The sequence below is a fragment of the Mesorhizobium sp. M0317 genome (assembly GCF_040321555.1).
Taxonomy (GTDB): Bacteria; Pseudomonadota; Alphaproteobacteria; order Rhizobiales; family Rhizobiaceae; genus Mesorhizobium.
Map to the genome: position 1 here is coordinate 1 of NZ_JAMYRV010000051.1, position 17,732 is coordinate 17,732.

At 62.4% G+C, this 17,732-nt stretch carries 17 protein-coding genes; 13 read left to right on the plus strand and 4 right to left on the minus strand.

Features of this window, described 5'->3' with window-relative positions; all coding sequences use genetic code 11:
• Window positions 1–191 precede the first annotated feature (191 nt).
• Window positions 192–1,496: a nicotinate phosphoribosyltransferase gene (gene pncB / locus NKI88_RS26955; protein ID WP_023683568.1), complete on the minus strand. Its 1,305-nt coding sequence runs from the start codon at window positions 1,494–1,496 to the stop codon at window positions 192–194.
• Window positions 1,497–1,665: 169 nt separating this feature from the next.
• Window positions 1,666–2,634, minus strand: coding sequence for a transcriptional regulator GcvA (gcvA, locus tag NKI88_RS26960; protein WP_023671280.1), 969 nt, complete (start codon window positions 2,632–2,634; stop codon window positions 1,666–1,668).
• Window positions 2,635–2,847: 213 nt separating this feature from the next.
• Here gcvA and speB point away from each other — a divergent pair, with 213 nt between their 5' ends.
• From speB to NKI88_RS27000, 8 genes are all read left to right on the plus strand, one after another.
• Complete coding sequence (gene speB, locus NKI88_RS26965; RefSeq protein WP_023700439.1) at window positions 2,848–3,909, plus strand: agmatinase; 1,062 nt, start codon at window positions 2,848–2,850, stop codon at window positions 3,907–3,909.
• 83 nt (window positions 3,910–3,992) lie between these two features.
• Complete coding sequence (locus NKI88_RS26970) at window positions 3,993–4,787, plus strand: transporter substrate-binding domain-containing protein (RefSeq protein WP_023689188.1); 795 nt, start codon at window positions 3,993–3,995, stop codon at window positions 4,785–4,787.
• 6 nt (window positions 4,788–4,793) lie between these two features.
• Entirely contained in the window at window positions 4,794–5,450 is a 657-nt protein-coding gene (locus tag NKI88_RS26975; RefSeq protein ID WP_023683571.1) for an amino acid ABC transporter permease, read from the plus strand.
• The gene (locus NKI88_RS26980; protein WP_023683572.1) at window positions 5,447–6,094 is read left to right on the plus strand and encodes an amino acid ABC transporter permease; all 648 of its coding nucleotides are present in this window, start codon (window positions 5,447–5,449) and stop codon (window positions 6,092–6,094) included. The genes NKI88_RS26975 and NKI88_RS26980 overlap by 4 nt, the downstream gene beginning before the upstream one ends.
• Window positions 6,095–6,162: 68 nt before the next feature.
• Window positions 6,163–7,251 (plus strand): ABC transporter substrate-binding protein, encoded by a 1,089-nt coding sequence (locus NKI88_RS26985; RefSeq protein ID WP_023671275.1) that lies wholly within the window; start codon window positions 6,163–6,165, stop codon window positions 7,249–7,251.
• 95 nt (window positions 7,252–7,346) lie between these two features.
• On the plus strand, window positions 7,347–8,384 hold the full coding sequence (locus NKI88_RS26990; RefSeq protein ID WP_023829338.1) for an ABC transporter ATP-binding protein: 1,038 nt from the start codon (window positions 7,347–7,349) through the stop codon (window positions 8,382–8,384).
• Window positions 8,381–9,235 (plus strand): ABC transporter permease, encoded by an 855-nt coding sequence (locus tag NKI88_RS26995; protein ID WP_023703699.1) that lies wholly within the window; start codon window positions 8,381–8,383, stop codon window positions 9,233–9,235. The genes NKI88_RS26990 and NKI88_RS26995 overlap by 4 nt, the downstream gene beginning before the upstream one ends.
• Complete coding sequence (locus tag NKI88_RS27000) at window positions 9,232–10,035, plus strand: ABC transporter permease (protein WP_023671272.1); 804 nt, start codon at window positions 9,232–9,234, stop codon at window positions 10,033–10,035. Before NKI88_RS26995 ends, NKI88_RS27000 begins: the two co-directional genes overlap by 4 nt.
• A gap of 182 nt (window positions 10,036–10,217) precedes the next feature.
• On the opposite strand, the gene NKI88_RS27005 is transcribed toward NKI88_RS27000, so the two are convergent.
• Complete coding sequence (locus tag NKI88_RS27005) at window positions 10,218–11,216, minus strand: LacI family DNA-binding transcriptional regulator (RefSeq protein ID WP_352658456.1); 999 nt, start codon at window positions 11,214–11,216, stop codon at window positions 10,218–10,220.
• Window positions 11,217–11,432: 216 nt separating this feature from the next.
• Between NKI88_RS27005 and NKI88_RS27010 the strand changes: the two genes are divergently transcribed.
• Genes NKI88_RS27010 through NKI88_RS27030 form a run of 5 tightly spaced genes read left to right on the plus strand, consistent with a single transcriptional unit; the run spans window position 11,433 to window position 16,120 of the window.
• Window positions 11,433–12,452, plus strand: a complete 1,020-nt coding sequence (locus NKI88_RS27010) for an ABC transporter substrate-binding protein (protein WP_352658458.1) — start codon at window positions 11,433–11,435, stop codon at window positions 12,450–12,452.
• A 27-nt stretch (window positions 12,453–12,479) separates the two neighbouring features.
• Window positions 12,480–13,517: an ABC transporter ATP-binding protein gene (locus NKI88_RS27015; RefSeq protein WP_023700444.1), complete on the plus strand. Its 1,038-nt coding sequence runs from the start codon at window positions 12,480–12,482 to the stop codon at window positions 13,515–13,517.
• Window positions 13,514–14,401: an ABC transporter permease gene (locus NKI88_RS27020; RefSeq protein WP_352658460.1), complete on the plus strand. Its 888-nt coding sequence runs from the start codon at window positions 13,514–13,516 to the stop codon at window positions 14,399–14,401. Before NKI88_RS27015 ends, NKI88_RS27020 begins: the two co-directional genes overlap by 4 nt.
• On the plus strand, window positions 14,394–15,185 hold the full coding sequence (locus tag NKI88_RS27025; protein WP_023703703.1) for an ABC transporter permease: 792 nt from the start codon (window positions 14,394–14,396) through the stop codon (window positions 15,183–15,185). The genes NKI88_RS27020 and NKI88_RS27025 overlap by 8 nt, the downstream gene beginning before the upstream one ends.
• A 14-nt stretch (window positions 15,186–15,199) precedes the next feature.
• Entirely contained in the window at window positions 15,200–16,120 is a 921-nt protein-coding gene (locus tag NKI88_RS27030; protein ID WP_352463626.1) for a phosphorylase family protein, read from the plus strand.
• A gap of 173 nt (window positions 16,121–16,293) precedes the next feature.
• Here the strand turns inward: NKI88_RS27030 and NKI88_RS27035 are convergent, their stop codons facing one another.
• Window positions 16,294–17,697 (minus strand): MATE family efflux transporter, encoded by a 1,404-nt coding sequence (locus NKI88_RS27035; RefSeq protein WP_352658462.1) that lies wholly within the window; start codon window positions 17,695–17,697, stop codon window positions 16,294–16,296.
• Window positions 17,698–17,732: the final 35 nt, after the last annotated feature.

The following is a 17,732-nucleotide window of genomic DNA, read 5'->3' on the forward strand; positions in this document are numbered from 1 at the left end:
CTCCCCCGCAAGGGGGGAGATTGGATGTCGCCGGGGCTTTCGCCAACTTTCAAGGGTGAAGAAAGAGGCGCGGTACTCGACGCTGCCAATCTCCCCCCTTGCGGGGGAGATGTCCGGCAGGACAGAGGGGGGTGGGCGGGAACTCACGCTATCGCGATTTCCATTTCGTCCAGCAAGGCACCCGCCGACCCTCAAACCTTGACCAGCTGCTCCACGCGGTCCTTCGCCCCAAAAATCCGGAGATAGCGCTCGATCTCCTTCTTGTCGCCCGTCGCTTTCGCCGGATTGTCCGACAGCTTCACCGCCGGCCGGCCATTGGCCTCCGTTACCTTGCAGACCAGCGATATCGCATCCAGGCTGTTGGTTTCGGTCGGCGCGCAGCCTTCGAAATCGTTGGTGAGGTTGGTGCCCCAGCCGAAGGACATGCGCACCTTGCCCTTGAAGTGCCTGTAGGTCTCCTCGATGGTTTCGACCTCGAGACCGTCGGAGAAGATCAGCAGCTTCTGCCTGGGGTCCTTGCCCTTCTCGCGCCACCAGTCGATGATTTTTTCGCCGCCTTCGATCGGCGGCGCGCTGTCGGGGCGGAAGCCGGTCCAGTCGGCGACCCAGTCCGGGGCGTCGCGCAGGAAGGATGCGGTGCCGAAAGCGTCGGGCAGCACGATCAGCAGGTTGCCGCCGTAATAGCGCTGCCAGTCCTGCAGCACCTTGTAGGGCGATTCCTTCAATTCCTTTTCCGACTTGGCAAGGGCGGCAAAAACCATCGGCAATTCATGCGCGTTGGTGCCGAGCGCTTCGAGGTCGTTGTCCATCGCCAGCAGCACGTTCGAGGTGCCGGTGAAGGCTTCGCCAATGCCTTCCTTGAGCGCCTCGACGCACCAGCGCTGCCACAGGAAGGAATGGCGGCGGCGGGTGCCGAAATCGGAGATGCGGATGCCGGGCAGCGCCTTCAAGCGTTCGGTCTTGGCCCACATCTTCCCCTTGGCGCGTGCATAGAGCACGTCAAGCGCGAAGGGACCGAAGGCGCGCATGGCGGCGCGGGAACGAAGCTCATTGATGATCGCCAGCGCCGGGATTTCCCACAGCGTAGTGTACATCCAGGGGCCACTGAAGGAGAGCTCGTACTGTCCGTCGCGCTTGGAGAGCTCGTAGTCGGGCAGCCGAAAACCTTCCAGCCAGGCGAGGAATTCCGGCTCGAAGATCTGCTTGCGGCCATAGAAATTGTTACCGCCAAGCCAGATCATCTCCTTCTTGGAGAAGCGCAGCGTGCGGGCATGGTCGAGCTGGTCGCGCAATTCGCCTTCGTCGATGTCGTCGGCAAGCCGCACCGAGGTAGTGCGGTTGATCAGCGAAAAGGTGGCGTCGACCTTGGGGTACATGCCCCAGATCATCTGCAGCATCAGAAGCTTGTAGAAATCGGTGTCGAGCAGGCTGCGGACGATCGGGTCCAGCTTCCAGGTGTGGTTATAGACGCGCCGCGCTATATCGGTTCTTGCCATGTCCTGCCGTCGCCTTCGCTGCTCACGTCTTTCTTACGCAATTCCGGACGGGAAACCGCCGCACAGTTTTCCTGGAATTGCCCGGCAAGAGCTTATTAGCATTGAATTTTTGAAAGCGCCTCCCGCTTTCCGGGCTGGCCCGACAAAAAGCAGTCGCTCCGGTCCAGCCTCAACTCTTGGCGCCCACCACCCTCAGCGCCGGACGCTTCCGGCGGCTGCCGATGCGGCCGGCCACCGGCGCGTCGGCGCGGCTGTCGGCTTGTTCCTTTTCGGCGAACAGCCAGTCGACGAACAATTGCACGATCGGCGCCGAACGCATCTCGTTGCGGCAGACCACATAGAAATCGTCGACCGCCGGCACCGACAGGCTGAACGGCGCCACCAGCAGGCCCCTGGCGAGCAGCATGCTGGCGGTGACGGAATCGCCGAGCGCCACGCCATGTCCGTGCACCGCGGCTTCGATCGCCGTACGGGCGTCGCCGAGATGGTGGCGGCGGCCACGTTCGAGGTCGAGCCCATCGGCGGCGGCCAGCCAGGTGTGCCATTCGCGGCCATCATCGCCATGCAGGATGACATGGCCAGCAAGATCCCGGCAGATGCGGAGCGGCCGGTTGTTGATCAGCGTCGGGCTGACCACCGGGAACAGTTCGAGGCCCGACCATTTGCGCATCCAGCAATCGGTCCAGCTGCCGTCGCCATAGAGCACGCAGACATCGACCTGTGGGGCGCGGATGTCCTTGGGGTCGTTGGACGGGATCAGCGTCAACCTGATATCAGGATATTGCGCCATGAAGCTGCCGAGCCGCGGCGTCATCCACAGAAGCAGCAGCGCCGGCACGCAGGAGACCGACAGCGTACCGGCGCTGGCTGGCCTGGTCATGCGCTGGGTGGCGGCGGCGATGCCGTCGAAGGCGGTCGAGACCGCCGGCAGCAATTCGGCGCCGTGCGGGGTGAGCTTTACCCGCTGTCCGGTGCGTTCGAACAGTTTTACGCCGAGTGATTGCTCGAGCGCCTTGATCTGGTGGCTGATTGCGCCGTGGGTGACGTTGAGCTCACTCGCCGCCTTGGTCAGCGAGGCATGCCGCGCCGTCGCCTCGAAGGCGCGCAAGGGATTCAAGGGGGGCAGACGCTTGGCCATGAGCAACCGGATACTTTGTGAGATTTTCTCACAATCAGCACCGTAACAATATCAATTGATTTTTCAATGCGGCTGCCGGACACTTTGGCAGGTCAACAGCATCAATGATGTGAAATCTGCAGGCAGCCAGCGGGACAGCGACCCGGCCGGGTGACGGTCAGTTCGCAGATGTCGCCACGGCCGCATGCATCAGCCCGGCAGGAGGAGACCGACATGGGTTATGACAGAGGCAAGCTGGAAGCCTTGCGCCGCAAGTATGGCGAGAGCCATGGCGGCGAGATGTTCGACCCGAAGTTCCGCAAGGTCGCCGACAAGATCTTCTCCAAGAGCGGCACCCGACTCGCGCCCTATGCCGGCATCCCGACCTTCCTCGCCGCGCCCTATCGCGAAATCGCAGCCGACAATCCCGATTTCGGCGATTTGCAGGTGGCGATCATCGGCGTGCCGATGGATCTCGGCGTCACCAACCGGCCCGGCTCGCGCTTTGGACCCAGGGCGCTGCGCGCCATCGAGCGCATCGGACCCTACAACCACGTGCTGGAATGCGCCCCGACGCATGAGCTTCGCGTCGCCGACATCGGCGATACGCCGTTCCGCAGCCGCTACCGGCTGGAGATCAGCCACGAGGATATCGAGCGCCGCACCAACCAGATCGTCGATGCCGGCGTGCTGCCGCTCTCGGTCGGCGGCGACCACTCGATCAGCCATCCGATCCTGAAGGCGGTCGGCAAGAAGGCGCCGGTCGGCATGATCCATATCGATGCCCATTGCGACACAAGCGGGCTGTTCGACATGACCAAGTTCCACCATGGCGGCCCGTTCCGCAACGCGGTGCTGGACGGCGTCCTCGACCCCACCCGCACCATCCAGATCGGCATCCGCGGCTCGGCCGAATATCTGTGGGAGTTCACCTACGAATCCGGCATGACGGTCGTGCATGCCGAAGAGGTGACGGGTCTCGGCATTCCGGCCATCATCGAGAAGGCGCGCAGAATCGTCGGCGACGGCCCGACCTACATTTCCTTCGACGTCGACAGTGTCGATCCGGCCTTCGCGCCGGGTACCGGCACGCCGGAAATCGGCGGCCTGACGACGCGCGAGGTGCTCGAACTGCTGCGCGGCTTGAAAGGCCTCAACATTGTCGGCGGCGATGTCGTCGAGGTGGCGCCGCAATATGACGCGACTACCAACACCGCCCATGTCGGCGCCCAGGTCCTGTTCGAGATCCTGAGCCTGATGGTGTTCAGCCCGGCGATCACCGGCAAGGGGGCCTGACGGATTTCACATGCAAAGGCGGCCGCCGCGCTGGAGCCGGCGGCCGTTTCCAAAACAAACAAGCTTCCAGAAGGGGAATACCAATGACAATCCATATGAAATCAACCATCGCCGCTGCGCTGATGCTCGCCGGCCTCGGCTTCGCCTCCCAGGCCAATGCCGACGCCGTCGACGACATCACCAAGGCCGGCGCCATCAATGTCGGCATCTTCTCCGACTTTCCGCCCTTCTCCTCGGCCAGCGCCGATATGAGCATCAAGGGTTACGACGTCGACGTCGCGCAGGCGATCGCCGATTCACTTAAGGTGAAGCTCAATCTGGTCAGCGTCACCGGCCAGAACCGCATCCCGTATCTCACCGACAAGCGCGTCGATATCCTGATGAGCGTCGGCTATTCCAAGGAGCGCGAGGAGGTGATCGATTTCGCCGCCGCCTATGCGCCCTACTACATCGCCGTCATCGGTCCGGCGGCGCTTTCGGTCAAAGGCAAGGAAGATCTCGCCGACAAGTCGATCGCCGTCAATCGCGGCACGCTGGAGGATACGTCGCTGACCGAAGCGGCGCCGGCATCGGCCGACATCAAGCGCTTCGACAACTACAACTCCGTCATCCAGGCCTTCATCTCCGGCCAGACCCAGCTGATGGTGGTCGGCAATGATGTCGGCGCCCAGGTGCTGGCCAAGCAGGACGCGCTGAAGCCGGAGCAGAAGTTCCAGCTTTTGACCTCGCCTTCGCATATCGGCCTTAACAAGAAAGAGGACCGGCTGAAGACGGCGGTCAATGATGCGGTTGCCAAGATGCTGGCCGACGGCAAGCTCGATGAGAGCTCGAAGGCCTGGCTGAAGACGCCGCTCAATCCCGACAACCTCAAGGATTGAGTTCTCGTGGCCTTTGCCTGGCTCCCAGGTGCTGTGGGCGACATCGCGCGCGGCGCGGCCACGACGATCCTGTTGATCGTCGTGACCACGCTCGTGGGCACGCTGCTCAGCATCCTGGGCGCTGCCGGCCGGCGCAACGGCCCGGTATTCGTGAAGCGCGCCATCGCGGTCTATGTCGAGGTGATGCGCAACACGCCGTTCCTGGTGCAGCTGTTCTTCATCTTCTTCGGCCTGCCCAGCCTCGGCATAAGGCTCGATCCGATCCTGGCCGCCATGCTGGCAATGACGCTCAACATGGCGGCCTACACGATTGAAATCGTCGGCGCCGGTCTCGATGCCGTGCCCGGCGGACAGACGGAAGCCGCCTTGGCACTCGGGCTTCGGCCACGCCAGGTGTTTGTCAAGATCGTGCTGCCGCAGGCGCTCAAGGTGATCTATCCGGCGCTGACCAGCCAGATCGTCATCATGATGCTGGAATCGGCCGTGGTGTCGCAGATCGCCGTGCGTGAGCTGACCTATGAGGCCGACATGCTGCAAGCCCGCACCTTCCGGTCCTTCGAAACCTATTTCGTCGTGACCCTGGTCTACCTCGTCCTGTCCATGGCCTTGCGCCGGCTGCTGGTCACAGGCGGGCGCCGCGTGTTGGGGGCAGGTGTCACATGATCGAATTCACCTTCTGGGACATCGTTCGCAATCTGCTGCTCGCCGCCCGCTGGACGGTGCTGTTGTCGCTGGCGGCCTTTGTCGGCGGCGCGCTGGTCGGGCTGATCGTGCTGTTCTTCAGGATCGCAGAGAATAAATGGAGCCGGCGCATCGCTTCCGGCTACATCGCCCTGTTCCAGGGAACGCCGCTGTTGATGCAGCTGTTCCTGATGTTCTTCGGCCTGCCGATGCTCGGCCTGCGCATCGAGCCATGGACGGCAGCGGTGCTCGGCCTGACCTTCTTCGCCAGCGCCTATCTGGCCGAGATCTGGCGCAGCGGCGTCGATGCGCTGCCGCGCGGGCAGTGGGACGCCGGCGCCAGCCTTGGCCTGCACCGTCTGCAGGAGCTCAGGCTGATCATCCTGCCGCAGGCGTTCTCGATCACAAGGGCGCCGATCGTCGGCTTCCTGGTGCAGTTGATCAAATCGACGGCGCTGACCTCGATCATTGGCTTCGAGGAGCTGGTCAGAACCTCCAACGCCATCAACAACGCCACCTTCGAACCGTTCAAGGTCTACGGGCTGGTGGCGCTGATCTTCTTCGTCATGTGCTTTCCACTGACGCAATACGCCCGTACGCTCGAACAACGAGCGGCGGCCCACTGACGCCAGGCGGCGACAGTGCGGCAAGGGAACCTGCCGGAATAGAACGGCATCAACTGAGGAGAAACCAGATGAACAGACTGATTGGAAAATCCCTGACACGGCGCGGCGTGCTTGGTGCGGGCCTCGCTACAGCCGGCGTGCTCGCCATGCCGTCGATCCTGCGCGCGCAGGACAAGTCGCTGAAGGTCGGCGTCTATGGCGGCTATTTCAAGAAATCCTTTGACGAGCACGTCTTCCCAGATTTCACCAAGGCCACCGGCATTGCAGTGGAATCGGTCGCCGAGCCGACCGGCGAAGCCTGGCTGGTGCAGCTCGAACAGGCGTCCAAGGCAGGCCAGGCGCCGGCCGACCTTTCGATGATGTCGCAGACCTCGACGCTGAAGGGCCAGTCGACCGAATTGTGGACGCCGCTCGATACGTCGAAGTTCAAGCACTACAACGACCTCTTGCCGCGCTTCGTCAACAAATATCCGGATGGCCGTGTTGCTGGCATCGGCGCCGTCGCCTGGTGGATCACGCTGGTCTCCAACACCGACGTCTACAAGGATGCGCCGACCTCATGGGAGACGCTGTGGGACAAGGCCAATGAGGACAAGCTCGGCCTGCTGGCGCTTGCCTCGAACTCGTTCCTGCTCGAAGTGACGGCCAAGACCTTCATGGGCGGCACCAATGCGCTCGACACCGAGGACGGACTGAACAAGGCGTTCGAAAAGCTCGCCGAGCTCAAGCCGAATGTCCGGCTGTGGTATCGCGACGAGGCGCAGTTCGAGCAGGCGCTGAAGTCGGGCGAGATCCCGATGGGCCAGTATTATCACGACGTCACCGGCCTCGCGGTCGCCGACGGCTTCCATGTCCGCTCGACCTTCCCGAAGGAAGGCGGCATCCAGGACTCCGGCAATTGGGTGCTGTCGCGCGCCTCGACCAAGGTCGACGAGGCGCATGCCTTCATCGACTATATGAGCCAGCCGTCGATGCAGGGCCTGATGTCGCGCAAGGTCGGAACCACGCCGACGCTGAAGAAAGAGGTGCTCGACCTCAAGCCGGAAGAGTTCGCAGCCGTGTCGTCGGATATCGATCCGATCATCCCGCGCTACGACCTCTATACGTCGAAGGCCGACTGGATCAACCAGAAGTGGACCGAGCTGATCGTCGGCTGAGCCGCCCGTTCCGCTTGAAAACTGATCGGCCGCCGGATTTCCTCCGGCGGCCATTTCCTGGAATTGCTCCAGCGCACAGCCTGAGAGGGATGAGCATGTCCGGACTAGATATCAACGCCGTAACAAAAAAATTCGGCAACTTCGCCGCCGTCGACAATGTCCAGCTCAACGTGCCGCATGGCATGTTCGTGTGTCTGCTCGGCCCATCGGGCTGCGGCAAGACCACGCTGCTGCGCATGATTGCCGGACTGGAGGAGCCGACCAGCGGCGCCATCGTCCTCGACGGCGAGGACATCACGCCTTTGCCGACGCACAAGCGCAATCTCGGCATGGTGTTCCAGTCGCTGGCCCTGTTTCCGCATCTCTCTGTTGGCGACAACATTGCCTATGCGCTGCGCATTCGCGGCGCCTCGAAGGAGGAGCAGAAGAAGCGCGTCGACGAGTTGCTGGGCCTCACCCATCTGACCGGCTTTGCCGACCGCCCGGTGGCCAAACTGTCGGGCGGTCAGCGCCAGCGCGTGGCAATTGCACGGGCCTTGGCGCTGTCGCCGAAACTGTTCCTGCTCGACGAGCCGCTGTCGGCGCTCGACGCCAAACTGCGCGAGGCCATGCAGGTGGAACTGCGCCAGTTGCAGCAGCGGTTGGGCATCACCACCATCGTCGTCACCCACGACCAGCGCGAAGCCATGACCATGGCCGACCTCGTCGTCGTCATGGGCCACGGCAGGATCCTGCAGGCGGCGCCGCCGATCGAGATCTACCGCAAGCCGGCCGACGCCTTCGTCGCCGACTTCATCGGCATCACCAATCTGCTGCCGGCCGAGATCGACAGCACCGGGCGCACCACCATTCTGGGCACAGCCATTCCAGGTCTTGCCATGCCGGCGGGTCAGACTAAAGCGTCTGTATCAGTCCGCCCCGAGGATGTGCATCTCGGCAGCCCCGGCGGCTCGGCCATCACCGGCGAGGTGAGTTTCGTGCGCGATCTCGGCGGCACCATCGAGACCTTCGTCGACGTCGGCGGCACCAGCATCATTGCGGTGACGACGCCGCGCGAGCGGCATGATGTGCCGGTCGGCGCCAAGGTCGGCGTCACACTGCCGCCGGCAAGCTGCGTGGTGCTCGGCGCATGAGACGCGAAGCGCCGAAGTCGATAGCCGACTACACGCCGCTGTTCTTTCCGGCGCTGATGCTGATCGTCTTCTTCGTCGTGCCGTTCTCGACGATGATCGCGGTGAGCTTCTTCAAGCGCAACCCGTCCGGTTTCTACACGCCGGATTTCGTGTTCGACAATTACGCCCGCTTCCTGTCGGTGTTCTTCGGCGGCGTGCTCGGCTTTTCGCTGCTGCTGGCGGTGCTGGTCGCCGTCTGCTGCGTGGCCATCGCCTTTCCCTTCACCTACCTTTTGACCCGTCGGCCGCGCCGTGTGCAGACGCTGTGGCTGGTCGGCCTGCTGTCGGTGCTGTCGCTGTCGGAAGTCATCATCGGCTTTGCCTGGTCGACGCTGTTTTCGCGCACCGCCGGCATCACCAATCTGTTCGTGGCGATCGGGCTGATGGACAAGCCGGTGGCGCTGCTGCCGACCTTTGGCGCGGTGCTGACCGGCATGGTCTACCAGGCGCTGCCCTATACGATCCTGGTGCTGTACCCCGCCCTCGTGCGCCTCGACCCGACATTGCTCGAGGCAGCGCGCACGCTCGGCGCCTCGCCGATCCGCGCCTTCTTCAACGTCGTCGCGCCGGCATTGCGCAACACCATTGTGGCGACGCTGATCATGGTCTTCGTGTTCGCCCTCGGCTCCTACCTGCTGCCGCAGATTCTGGGACGGCCGCAGCACTGGACGCTGTCGGTGCTGATCACCGACCAGGCGATCTACCAGTCCAACATGCCGTTCGCAGCCGCAATGGCGGTGTTCCTGGTGCTGATCTCGCTGGCGCTGGTCGGATTGACACTGCTCGTCGGACGAAGGGAGAACGCCCTATGACCGCGACCTTGCTGCGCCGTGTCTATTTTACCATCGTCGCGCTGTTCCTGGCGGCGCCGCTGATCGTCGTCGCCGGCGTGTCGGTCAATTCGCGCCAGGAGCTCTCCTTCCCGCCGGTCGGTTTCTCGCTCGCCTGGTACGCCCAGATCTTCACCGATCCGGAATGGCGGCTGGCGCTGATCCATTCGGTGACGCTGGCCGTCTGCTCGGCGGCCATTGCCGTGGCGGTCGCGCTGCCGCTGGCTTGGTTCCTGTGGCGGCGCATCGCGCCATGGGCAAACATTTTTCAGGTGCTGGGCCTCGCGCCCTTCATCCTGCCGCCGGTCATCACCGCGCTCGGCTTCCTCTCCTTCTGGGCGACGGTCGGGCTGTTCGGCCAGTTCTTCACCGCCATCATCAGCCACGCTATCTTCTTCGTGACGCTGCCGCTGGTGACGCTGTCGCTGGGCTTTGCCTCGATCGACCGCTCGCTGGTAGAGGCCGCCGCCACCATGGGCGCCGACGACCGCACGGTGCTGAAGACCGTGGTGCTGCCGCTGATCCTGCCCTACCTCGTCTCGGGCTACGCCTTCGCCTTCGTCTTGTCGCTCAACGAATACATCGTCGCCTACATGACGATCGGCTTCACCACCGAGACGCTGCCGATCAAGATCTTCAACGCGCTGCGCTACGGCTACACACCGACCATGGCTTCGGTGTCGGTGTTCTTCGTCGCGGTGGCGGCACTGGTGTTCGGCTCGATCGCCAGGTTCGGCGATATACGCAGGCTGCTCGGCGCGATGTCGTCGGACGGGAGCTGAGCGCAATCATTCTAAGTAACAGCACCAGTACAGCACCCCTCGATCGCTGCTCAGACCACCAATGCCATGAAGGTGCTGAGTGCACCCTAGCACTCGCGCAGGCGGCAGCTTCGCGCCTCATCTCGGACTCAGGGGTGAACCTAAGTGCTCCTCGAAAGCGGACAACTGACTTCTTCGCCCGACTATTCGCCAGGGTCGAACTCACCTTTGAACAAGACTGTCTTCACCGGCCCGAGGGGATTGACGATCCGGCTCTCCAGGACTTCGACAAGTTTGCGTCCGACACCCGATATGTCCACGAAATGAACGCCGATCTTCGCAGGCAAGAAACGTGACAGCCGCGTGCTGTCCCGAGTGACAATGTGGATGTCACTCCCGGGCGCGAGACCTCTTCTGCCAAGAGCGTGTAGTGCCCCCAGAAGGCCCAGTTCGTTGGCGCAAGCCAAGCCCGTCGGCGGATCTGACCAGGCCAGCATGCGATCGAACCAGGCTGCGCTCGATTCCATGGTGAACATTCCATGACCGATCAGCGACTGGTCGATCGGAATACCAGCCTCGGCCATTGCCCTTCCATACCCGGAAAGACGCATGGCACTCGCCTGGTCGCCCGGAACGAGAAGTTGCAGCGCAATGCGTCGGCAGCCCTTGTCCATGAGCCGCCGGGTCGCCTCGTAGGCAATCTGTTCATTGTCGATGTCGACATAAGGATATGCTGTATCCAGGTCAGTTCTTCCAAACGCGACGAATGGCATGCCTCTATCCAGCAATAGCTTAACGCGTGGATCACCCGAGACCATGCGCGTGATAATCAGTCCGTCTGTGCTGCCCGCCTGAAGCTGTCGCTGCACACTCTCGATGGGGTCATCATCGGGCGTGGTGGAGTAGATGGATAGACTATAACCCGCTTGCCGCGCCGCCAGCGTCATGCCTTCGATTAACGGAAGCTTCAACAGATCGGACAGATGATCTTGTGTTTCCATCGGGTAGATTGCTGTCATCGTCAGCGTGCGGCCAGTTTTGAGCGCGAAGCCATGATGATTTGGCACATAGCCGACCCGCTGCGCCACTTCCTTGACGCGAGCGATGGTGGCGGGATGAACCTCCGGCCCATCCTTCAGCGCGCGGGATACGGTGGTCACCGAAAGGGAAAGTTCCGCCGCGATCTGTTTCAGGTTGGTCATGTCGCCCGACCTCATTTGCGAAAGCGCCGGCTGATTTGCTGACTTCCACTACGTGACCGAATTCCACCTCACGGTCAATCCAAGCTCTCGCTAAAGCAGCTTGACTCTCCTGCAATTGGATGCAATCGTAACGTTACGATTGGCGAGAATTGGCCATTTTTAGCGCGTCTCAACAAATTCTAGGGAGGAGAACCTATGTCTTGGTTACGCATTTCCTTGACGGCATTCGCATTCTCGGCCGCCGTGCCGGTCTATGCCCAATCAGTCACCATCACGACCGCGGGCGGCGATTATGGCAACGCCATGAAGGAAGCCATGTGGGCCCCCGCTGCAAAAGAGCTTGGCTATGCTGTCCGCGAGGAGACCCTCAGCGACGGCTTGGCCGCCCTGAAGATGCAGGTTACCTCGGGCGCGGTCACAACCGACGTCATTCACCTGGGCTCACCGGAGGGCGCGCAGGCCGCCGCACAGTCGCTGCTGGAGCCGCTCGACTACACGATCATCGACCCAAAGGCCGTGCCGGACGGCGCAAAGTCCGACTACTGCTATCCATTCGACTCCTATGGCACCGTCTTGTCGTGGAACACCAAGACCTATGGCGAAAACCCGCCGAAGACATGGGCGGAGTTCTGGGACGTTGCCAAATTCCCCGGCCGTCGTGCGCTGCGTGCCAATGCCCAGGACTCGATCGAGATCGCGCTGCTCTCCGATGGCGTAGCACCGGCGGACGTCTATCCCGTTCTCAGCACGCCAGAGGGTCTGGATCGCGCTATCAAGCGGCTCGAAGCACTCAAGCCAAATGTCGCCGTTTGGTGGACCTCGGGAGCGCAGTCGGCGCAGTTGCTGAAAGATGGTGAGGCGGATTTGGTCGTTACCTGGAACGGGCGGGCCCAAACCGTAAAAGCAGATGGCGGCGCGGCCGACTACACGTTCAAGGGTTCCGTCATTGGCACCGACTGTCTTGCGGTGCCGAAAGGGGCGCCGAACAAGGAAGCAGCTATGAAGCTCATCGCAGCGATGACACAGCCCGCGCGCGTGGCGAAGCTGACCGACTTCATAGCCTATGGCCCGGTCAATCCTGCTGGCTATGAGGGTGGCCTTATCCCCGAGGACCGTCTCAAGACGCTGGCGACCGCGCCTGAAAATGCCGGCACTTCGGTGTTTTCGAATTCAGAATGGTGGGTCAGGAATGGCGAGGCTGCCCAAAAAGCCTTCGATGAGATGATGGCCCGCTGAGTCTCAGCTCTAAGGCTTGAGCACATGATGAAGTCGCTCCCGATCACCATCGACAGCGTGCGCAAGACCTATGGATCTTACGTCGCGCTGGACGATGTCTCGCTCGACATTCGGGCTGGCGAATTCCTCACGCTGCTGGGGCCATCGGGATCGGGCAAGACCACGCTGCTCATGGCTCTGGCCGGCTTTGTCCGGCCGGATTCCGGTAGACTTCTGTTGGGCGATCGCGACATTACCCGCCTGGCCCCGAACAGGCGCAACATCGGCATAGTCTTCCAGAACTACGCCCTGTTTCCCCACATGAACGTTCTGGCAAATGTTGAGTATCCGCTGGTGCTGCGCAAGGTACCGAAAGCCGACGCCCGCCAGCGGGCGCTCGACACTTTGGACCGCGTGAAGCTCGAAGGTTTGGCGGAGCGCAACATTGCCGCATTGTCCGGCGGCCAGCGCCAGCGGGTTGCGTTAGCGCGGGCGATCGTCTTCGAGCCGCGCGTGATGCTGATGGACGAGCCGTTGTCGGCGCTCGACAAGAATTTGCGCGAAACCATGCAGTACGAGATCCGGCGTCTGCACGATGATCTGGGGATCACCACGATTTATGTGACGCATGACCAGCGCGAAGCACTGATCATGTCAGACCGGGTCGCGGTGATGAATTCCGGCCGTATTCAGCAGATCGACACGCCACAGCGGATTTATGATCGTCCATCGACCCGCTTTGTCGCGGAGTTCATGGGTGAGGCCAACATTGTGGCCCCGGGCGCGGTGCGCAGAATAGACGGCGCCGATGCATCAAGCGAAGCTCTGATGATCCGCGCCGAAAGTTTCCATCTTGATGCGAAGCTCGTCGGGCGAGACGGGGTGGCGCTCGAGGGAACGCTGCGCGCCAAGGCGTTTCGCGGCGAGAACTGGCTTTTGACGCTGGCGCTTGACGGCGGGCAAGAGATTCTTGTCTGCGTTCCGGCGGCGATGGCCAGCGGCTGCGGCGAGCTTGCGACCGGTCAGCGAGTGACCGCATATGCACCGGCAGCGAAAGTTCACGCGATACCGGGAGCAGGAGCGTGACCGTCATCGCCGATCCTGCGCTCGCGGCAGACGCACGACGCGAGCGGCGGTTCTTCCTGTCGCTTTCAGTGCCCGCGCTTTTGATCGTTGGGCTGGCGGCGATCCTGCCCATCGTCTGGATTATCCGGCAATCCTTCCTCACCACAGCGGGTGAATACACCGTCGGCAACTACGAGAAAGTGCTTTCGAGCGGACTGACATGGTCGGCACTCGTCACCACCCTTGAGCTGTCCGTGGGCACGCTGGCGATCTGCATTCTACTCGGTACCCCCTTGGCGCTCGCCCTGGCCAGCACCAGACCAAGGGTGGCCAATTTGCTGATGGCCTTCGTCATGCTGCCGTTGTGGACCTCCATTCTGGTGCGCACCTATGGCTGGCTCGTTCTGTTGCGACGCGATGGCCTGATCAACGCGGCTTTGACCGGTTCAGGCCTGACAGCTGAGCCCTTGCCGCTGGTCTACAACTTAACGGGAACGCTCATCGGCATGGTTCACTACATGCTGCCGCTCTTCCTGCTGCCCGTTTATGCGGCGATGCGCGATATCGATGCAAACCTCGTTCGCGCGTCGGCGAGCATGGGCGCCACGCTCGGACAAACGATCCGCACGGTCATTCTGCCGCTTTCGGCCGGCGGCATCTTCTCGGGTTCGATCATCGTCTTCATTTACACCATAGGGTTCTTCATCACGCCCGCGGTGCTTGGCGGCGGCAAGGTAAACCCTCTTTCCACCCGGATCGAGCGCACGCTATCGACCTTCCAGGATTGGGGCTCGGCGAGCGTCCTGGGCATCCTGCTCCTCGTACTAATGGCGTTGGTGGGGGTGACGTTCCTGGCTGCGCGGCGGCTGATTGCCGGACGCAGCATCGGCACAGCCCATGCTTGAAGCCTATCCAGATAGCAGGCTGGCCCGCATCCTCCTGTGGAGCTTTTGCGCGCTCGTTATGGCGTTCCTGATGCTGCCGACGCTCGTCGTCGTGCCGCTCTCTTTTTCGGCGTCTAATCTTTTGGAGTTCCCGCCGCGCGCATACTCGTTGCGCTGGTACGAGGCTTTCTTCGGTTCGGCGGCATGGATGGCCGCACTCAGGACGAGCCTGATCCTTGGCACATTGACGGCTATGATCGCAGTGCCCCTGGGGCTGCTGGCCTGCATTTCGATAAATCGGCTCGGCGGAAAGGCCGCCATTGCCATTCAGGGTATTCTGCTAACCCCTTCTATCGTGCCGGGAATCCTGCTCGCGATTGGTCTCTTCTTTGTTTTGGCGGCCCAACGTCTGGTCGGAACGCTGTTCGGTGTCCTGGTCGGACATGTGGTGCTGGCCATTCCGGTCGCCTGCATTGTGTTGGTGCCCGCCTTGGCCCGCTTTGACTGGAACCAGGTTCAGGCGGCGCGCAGCCTGGGCGCAAACTGGGCAAGAGCCATTGGCGGAATAATTGTCCCCCAACTTCGGATAAGTCTGTTGTCGGCCACGCTGATGGCCTTCCTGACCTCGCTCGATGAATCCGTCATTTCGATCTTCGTCGCGAGTGGTCAAAACAGCACGCTGCCGAAGCTCATGTTCCTGTCGCTGCGCGATCAGATCGACCCGACCATTGCGGCGATTTCGACCTTGTGGACCGTCATCGTCGTGGTCGTTGTCCTCGTCGTGACCCTTCGCCAAAAATCCTGACCGAGATTGGAAACATGCCCAACAATCATCATGCAGCCGACGATCTGGCGGATCATTCAACGGACATACCCCAGGTGGGGTTGGCGATCATCACCGGCTCGGCGAATTGGGGTCTCGCCTTTCCGGAAGATGTCGAAGTCGATGGCGTCCGCACCTTGCAACGAGACATGAGTTTCGAAACCCCTTTCGGTCCCAGCGACAATTGGAAACTGCTCGAATTCGATGCATCTATTACCGTCGAGGGCAAAACGAAACGTGCCCTGTGCATGTATTCGCACGGCAATCCCCGAGACCATATCGACCATTCCTGTCATCGCCGCGCGTTCTGGGTGTTGATGAAAGCGGGTGTAAGGCAAGTGCTGGCCTGCTCGACTGTTGGCGCCGTCAACAAGGCGATCCAGCCCGGCGACATAGTCGTAAACGCCGATATCATCGAACTGTCGCAGACCCCGTTTTCACTTCTGCCTGGCCGCCAGAGCTTCGACTGCTCGGGCAAGCAGATCGTATGTCCAAGATGTGCGGCATTGTTGGCCGAGACCGCCCGGCGCCATTGGCCAGCCGGATGCCGCGTCCATGGCATCGAGCAGCAGTTGGTGGCTGCCCACTGCTACGGGCCGCGACTGACAACTCCCGCCGAAGCTCTGGCGTATCGAAACATGGGAGCGGACGTGCTCAACCACTCGATCGCCCCTGAGGCCACCTTATCGCGCGAGATCGGCGCCTGTTTCGTGCCCCTGGCGTTCGTCACGGCCGGCTTCAACGACTATATGGACCGCGAGCGCCAGAAATTGCTGCAGGAGCACGTGCTGCCGAGCCTCTCTATGACAGCCTCGCGGGTTGCGCTGGAGACCGCGGCGCGACTTCCGGCCAATCCGGAATGCTCTTGCCACGGCTTGAAGTCGCCCCAACCGGCAGAGCGTTCTACCCGGTTCTGAAAAGCAGCGAGAGTCTGGGATCGTTCACTCGCAACGATGCTCGCGTCGAACTGAGAGTCCGCTTTTGAAGATCCCACGCCCGAAGCGTTCGGCCGCTTCCGGTCCAAAAGGCGACACCAGACATCTGCTCTGCAGTGACTGCTTCGGGCAGCTGGCGGACCGCTTGGGCGCCATTAATGGCTGAAGACAAGCGGTGGCGCTATCCGATCCCGCCGCAGCCAGCGCGCCAGGAGCAGCACCGCCACCACGGCCAGACCTGACGCCAGGCCGATCCAGATGCCGACGCCGTGCAGGCCGAAATGGAAGGCGAGCAGCACGCCGAGCGGCAGGCCGATGCCCCAATAGCCGATGGCGGCATAGATCATCGGCACCTTGGTGTCGTGCAGGCCGCGCAGCATCCCGGCGGCCACGGCCTGCGCGCCGTCAAAGATTTGGAACAGCGCGGCAAAGGCCAGGAACGACACGGCCAGCGCGATCACCCTGGCATTGGCCGGAGCGGCCATGTCGATGAAGGCGCTGATCAACAGATGCGGCCACAGCACCATCACCAGCGCCATCAGCGCCATGGACGAGACGCCGATGACGAAGGCGGTCCAGCCGGCGCGCGAAACGCCTGCCGGATTGCCTGCGCCATGCGCCAGCCCGACACGCACGGTGACCGCCTGGTTGAGGCCGAGCGGCACCATGAAGGAGATCGAGGCGATCTGGATGGCGATAGCGTGCGCGGCCAGTGAATCCGCATCGATCAGGCCCATCAGCAGGGCCGCCGCGTTGAAGATCGTAACCTCGAAAGCGAGGATGCCGGCGATCGGCATGCCGAGCCGCAGCAGACCCTTGAAACGCGGCCAGTCGGAGCGCCAGAAGCGGCCGAACAGGCGGTAGCGGCGGAATTTCTTCTCCAGCATCACTACGGCTGCCAGGCCGCAGAACATCAGCGTGCTCGACAGCGTCGTCGCCAGCCCCGAACCGGCAATGCCCATCGAGGTGACGCCGAGATTGCCGAACATGAACACCCAGTTGAAAAAGGCGTTGCAGGCAACGGCGACGAAAACGATGACCAACGCCCAGCCTGGCCGCTCCAGCGCCGAGATGAACGAGCGCAGCACGATATAGCCGTAGAACGGCAGCACCGCCCATTCCAGCCAGCGCAGATAGATGCCGGCCTGGTGGGCGAGCGCCGGCTCCTGGCCCATGGCCAGCAGAATGGCCTCGCCATGCCACAGCACGATCCAGATCGGGATCGAGATCAGGATCGCCAGCCACAGGCCCTGGCGCACGGTACGGCGCAAATCGCGCACCGAATAGCGCCGGCGGCCAAGCTCGGTGGCGATCATCGGCGAGGTCGCCAGCATCAGGCCGAGGCCGAAGATCAGCGGCATGAAATAGAGATTGGCGCCGAGCGCGCCGCTGGCCAGCGTGTCCGCGCCCAGACGCCCCATCATCATGACGTCGGTCGCGGTCATCGCGGTCTGGCCGAGATTGGTCAGCACCATTGGCCAGGCCAGCGCCAGTGTCGCCCTGATTTCCTGACGCCAAAGATTTTCCGGCGCACGAGCGCCGGCTTCGATCGCAGACATTGTCCTGCTCTTTTCCGGTTGCGGCGCGTCGGCAA

Bases quoted from the DNA above. Each gene is read 5' to 3' on its own strand.
- NKI88_RS27030 (WP_352463626.1), top strand. From the start codon at position 15,200: ATGCCCAACAATCATCATGCAGCCGACGATCTGGCGGATCATTCAACG.
- NKI88_RS26990 (WP_023829338.1), top strand. From the start codon at position 7,347: ATGTCCGGACTAGATATCAACGCCGTAACAAAAAAATTCGGCAACTTC.
- NKI88_RS27035 (WP_352658462.1), bottom strand. From the start codon at position 17,697: ATGTCTGCGATCGAAGCCGGCGCTCGTGCGCCGGAAAATCTTTGGCGT.
- NKI88_RS26985 (WP_023671275.1), top strand. From the start codon at position 6,163: ATGAACAGACTGATTGGAAAATCCCTGACACGGCGCGGCGTGCTTGGT.
- NKI88_RS27000 (WP_023671272.1), top strand. From the start codon at position 9,232: ATGACCGCGACCTTGCTGCGCCGTGTCTATTTTACCATCGTCGCGCTG.
- NKI88_RS27025 (WP_023703703.1), top strand. From the start codon at position 14,394: ATGCTTGAAGCCTATCCAGATAGCAGGCTGGCCCGCATCCTCCTGTGG.
- speB (WP_023700439.1), top strand. From the start codon at position 2,848: ATGGGTTATGACAGAGGCAAGCTGGAAGCCTTGCGCCGCAAGTATGGC.
- pncB (WP_023683568.1), bottom strand. From the start codon at position 1,496: ATGGCAAGAACCGATATAGCGCGGCGCGTCTATAACCACACCTGGAAG.
- gcvA (WP_023671280.1), bottom strand. From the start codon at position 2,634: ATGGCCAAGCGTCTGCCCCCCTTGAATCCCTTGCGCGCCTTCGAGGCG.
- NKI88_RS27005 (WP_352658456.1), bottom strand. From the start codon at position 11,216: ATGACCAACCTGAAACAGATCGCGGCGGAACTTTCCCTTTCGGTGACC.
- NKI88_RS26980 (WP_023683572.1), top strand. From the start codon at position 5,447: ATGATCGAATTCACCTTCTGGGACATCGTTCGCAATCTGCTGCTCGCC.
- NKI88_RS27015 (WP_023700444.1), top strand. From the start codon at position 12,480: ATGAAGTCGCTCCCGATCACCATCGACAGCGTGCGCAAGACCTATGGA.
- NKI88_RS26970 (WP_023689188.1), top strand. From the start codon at position 3,993: ATGACAATCCATATGAAATCAACCATCGCCGCTGCGCTGATGCTCGCC.
- NKI88_RS26995 (WP_023703699.1), top strand. From the start codon at position 8,381: ATGAGACGCGAAGCGCCGAAGTCGATAGCCGACTACACGCCGCTGTTC.